Source organism: Synechococcus sp. H55.9 (assembly GCF_047462355.1).
Classification (GTDB): Bacteria; Cyanobacteriota; Cyanobacteriia; order Thermostichales; family Thermostichaceae; genus Thermostichus.
Genome location: NZ_JANSJB010000039.1, coordinates 18273 through 21933 on the forward strand (window position 1 = coordinate 18273; position 3661 = coordinate 21933).

At 57.6% G+C, this 3661-nt stretch carries 4 protein-coding genes and 1 riboswitch; of the genes, 2 read left to right on the plus strand and 2 right to left on the minus strand.

The window, feature by feature from the left end; translation table 11 throughout:
* Positions 1 to 41 precede the first annotated feature (41 nt).
* Both NW857_RS06870 and NW857_RS06875 read left to right on the plus strand, forming a co-directional pair.
* Complete coding sequence (locus NW857_RS06870; RefSeq protein WP_414368428.1) at positions 42 to 728, plus strand: DUF1997 domain-containing protein; 687 nt, start codon at positions 42 to 44, stop codon at positions 726 to 728.
* A 42-nt stretch (positions 729 to 770) separates the two neighbouring features.
* Positions 771 to 864: riboswitch (Fluoride riboswitch) on the plus strand.
* Positions 865 to 1012: 148 nt separating this feature from the next.
* Positions 1013 to 2608 (plus strand): cation:proton antiporter, encoded by a 1596-nt coding sequence (locus NW857_RS06875; RefSeq protein WP_414368430.1) that lies wholly within the window; start codon positions 1013 to 1015, stop codon positions 2606 to 2608.
* Between the two features lie 75 nt (positions 2609 to 2683).
* On the opposite strand, the gene NW857_RS06880 is transcribed toward NW857_RS06875, so the two are convergent.
* Entirely contained in the window at positions 2684 to 3067 is a 384-nt protein-coding gene (locus NW857_RS06880; protein WP_414336209.1) for a type II toxin-antitoxin system VapC family toxin, read from the minus strand.
* Positions 3064 to 3300 carry a type II toxin-antitoxin system Phd/YefM family antitoxin gene (locus tag NW857_RS06885; protein WP_414336207.1) on the minus strand — a complete coding sequence of 79 codons (237 nt, stop codon included), beginning with the start codon at positions 3298 to 3300 and terminating at the stop codon, positions 3064 to 3066. The genes NW857_RS06880 and NW857_RS06885 overlap by 4 nt, the downstream gene beginning before the upstream one ends.
* Positions 3301 to 3661: the final 361 nt, after the last annotated feature.

Below are 3661 nucleotides of genomic sequence, written 5' to 3' on the forward strand. Positions count from 1 at the left end.
CTGCCTCGTGGCTCTTGCTCACTATCAGGTGGATATTCGGGATGTCTATCGCCAACTCCAAGCCCGTCGTTCCCCTCAGTGAAGGGGCTCTGTCCGAAGAGGGGGAGCCGCCTTTGGAGGAGATGGATCACCCCCCACCGTTAGATCAACCGATAGCCAAGATCCACTTGGATTTGCAGGCTGGGCGACGGGGCCAAGTGGATCTGGAGACCGATCGGGAGACTTTGGCCCGTTACCTGCGCGGCCATAGCCAGTGGATCCAGCGCTGCTTCCGGCCACTCCAGGTGGAGCCTCTCTCCGCCGACACCTACAAGCTGCAGTTTTTCCGCATGGGCGGGCTGGGGTTTGAGCTGGAGCCCTGCTTTGGGGTGAAGATCTGGCCGGAGGAAGATTACCTGTTTCGGCTGACTTCGACTGAGCTGCCGGGGGAGGCCGCCCTGCCCTATCGGGTAGATTGCCAGGCCAGTTTCCGGCTGGAGGAGCTACCGGGATCCCCTGCCACTACCCGCGTCCACTGGGATCTTCATCTCGATATCCGGCTGCATTTGCCCAAGTTTTTGCAAGTTCTGCCGCGCAAGTTGGTTCAGAGAGTGGGCAGCCAGGTGGTGCAGCAGGTTACCCGCGGCCTCAGCGATCGCTTTACCCACAATGTCTGCAGCGATTTCTATGGCTCCATTGGCCGTCCCCATCACTCCTATCGCTTGGTTGTGGTGGAAGACAAGGCGTGATACCCTATGGGTCAACGTGAGTGAGTTGTCGGTCAGCTTGCTCCGGCAACCGGTGATGGGGTTCACCGTAACCGCCTCAGGCAGGTTCTAAGAATTCTCTAAATCCAAGGCTGAGGCTGATGACTCCTACTCTTCTGGGCAGATCCAGGGGGTGGGAGTCTTTGATCTTGGGTTACCACCCCACAGCCCCCAAGGCTCTACTTCCCTCTGGGCTGCCCTTCACCATCCGGACGGCAAAGAGAGAGGTTTTGTTGATGCTGGGCAGTTGGCTGTGGATCTTAGGGATGGGCTTTTTTGTCGGCCAGATTGGGGGCCGGCTGGGGATGCCGCCGCTAGTGGGGATGATTCTGGTCGGGATCCTGTTGCAAGAGGTCTTGTCCCCAGAGCTGTTGGCGGCAGCCGGGGATCTGCGCCTAGTGGCCGTCACGATCATCCTCATGAGGGCGGGCCTGGGGCTGGATTGGGAAAAGCTGGCCCAGCAGGGATCCGTGGCCCTGCGGCTGGGGTTTTTGCCGGCAGCCTGTGAGGCGGGGGCAGTGGCGCTCTTGAGCCGCTGGATCCTGGGGCTGGACTGGGGGACGGGGCTGCTTTTGGGCTGCGTGCTCGGGGCGGAGTCGCCGGCGGTGATTGTGCCAGGGATGCTGCGCCTCAAGAGCCTGGGCTGGGGGGTGACCAAAGGGATCCCGGACGCCATTTTGACCGGCAGCGCCCTTTCCGATGTGCTGCTGTTGCTGGGCTTTAGCCTGTTGCTGAGCTTTTTGGGGCAGGGATCTGCCCAGAGCCTTCGCCTGCAGTGGCTGCCGTTCCAGGTGGGGATGGAGATCCTGCTGGGGGTGGCGGTGGGCTACCTGGGGGCGCGGGTTTTGGTGGCCCTCTTGGTACAGCAGAACTGGACTCGCAACAGCACGCAAGAGGTGCTGCTGGCGGCCTGCCTGGCGCTGGGCTTGGTGCTGGCGTCGCAGGTGTGGCCCTATTTTTCCGGCTACCTGGCGGTGATGGCCCTAGGGTTTTTCCTCGTCCAACTGGATGGGCCGCTGGCGCGGCGGCTGCGGCTTGGGTTCGACGCCCTCTGGACGGTGGCGGAGATCGTGCTGTTTGTCCTGCTGGGAGCCTCTTTGGATCTGCAGGTACTGGGATCCCTGCTCTTGCCCGGTTTGCTGCTTTTGACCCTGAGCCTGCTGTTGGGCCGAGGCTTGGGCTGGTGGCTTTCCACCCTGGGGAGCAACTGGAACTGGCGGGAGCGGCTCTTTTTGCTGCCGGGCAACATGGCCAAAGCCACGGTGCAGGCGGCCATCGGCGGCATCCCCTTAGCCCAGGGGATCCCTGGCGGGGAGACAATCCTCGCCCTAGCGGCCCTGTCGATTTTGACCACAGCTCCCCTGGGAGCTTGGCTAACCCAGGTTTTTGCCCCTCGCCTATTGGAAAAGGGAGAAGTGGATCCCACCAAGGTGGGCAGCCAGGGTAAGGTGAGCTTCTTGGCCGCTGTGGATACCTCTCCCTTGGCTGAGGCGGTGCTGCGCAAGGCAGCGGATCTGGCGCGGCGGGTGGATGGGGAAGTGATTGTGCTCCATGTTACCGATGAGCCCCAGGGGAAGGGGGTGGAAGCGTTGCGGCAGCTTGCCCAGCGTCTTTTGGCGGATATTCGCCACGAATTTTGCCTGGCTTCCGGCCCCCTGGCGGAGACCATCGTGGACATAGCCCAGGAGCGGCAGGTTACCGACATAGTCCTAGGCAAGCGGGGCCACCGCCCCTGGGAGCAAGTGTTGGTGGGATCCACTTCCCAAGCAGTGTTGGAGACCAGCTCCATTCCGGTGATTTTGGTAGAGGAAGAGGATTTTGGAAAGAGAGGGATCCCCATTCTCGAAGGCGAAAAAAGCTGAGGATCCTCCTTTTTCTCTGGCTGAGTTCTCTATTTAGGTTCATTGATTCGCAATCTCATTGGAATAGCTGCAATACTACATAGTATCGACCGGGTAGGCGCGAATGGCTGCATCTACTGTTGCAATGGTCAATCCATTTTGTAGAGCTTGGCAGATAAGGATTCTGTCGAACGGATCCCGGTGTAGTAGCGGAAGCTTAGCTAGTTGAGCTACACTATCCTCATCAAGGTCAAGACTGGCAATTTGATGTAGGTTTCTTTGTTTGGGTAAGTAAGTTGCAGGATGCTCCGGCAAAGGTAGCTTGCCCAACTGGTGTTTAACAGTGGCTTCCCAGATTGAGATTACGCTCAGGTAAACCTGATTGTTTGCATCGCGAATTGCGTCTCGAAGATGCTCTGAAAGTCGATTGCTACCGCTGATAAACCATAAAAAGATATGTGTATCTAGAAGAATTCTCATTGGCTCTCAAATGCGTTGAGAACATCTTCTGGCAAAGGAGCGTCGAAATCATCTGGAACGACAAATTCACCCGCACACAGACCAAACGGGCGTAACCGCTGACTACTGGAGATAGGTCTGAGCTCAGCGATAGGCTTGCCCGACTTAACAATGACAAGAGTTTTACCCGTCTCCACTTGATGAAGGTACTTTAGGGGATCACGTTGAATTTCATCAACAGTTACAATTGACATCGACTTAGCTCATCTAACTCACTATACTCAAGATACTCAATGGGCAAGCAATCTCTCAAAACTCGATCACCTGAAGCCATCTGGGTAAAAATCCTTGACTAACTGGCTTGATTTGTCCTTCAGCAAAGATGCAAGCCTCCCCATCGAAGTCAAAACCTCGCTCCTCAGCCGCCTACCTTAGAGTACCAGGTACTACACCATGTTCCGCATCAACAGCAATAGCCTAGATCTGACTCAACGCCGAGGAGCTGCTTATGTCCGATTTCCCTTCTGCGTGGCGCTTTATTGTTTTGCTGGGGATCGTCAGCCTCTGCGCCGACGCCACCTACGAGGGGGCCCGCAGCATCTCCGGAGCTTTTTT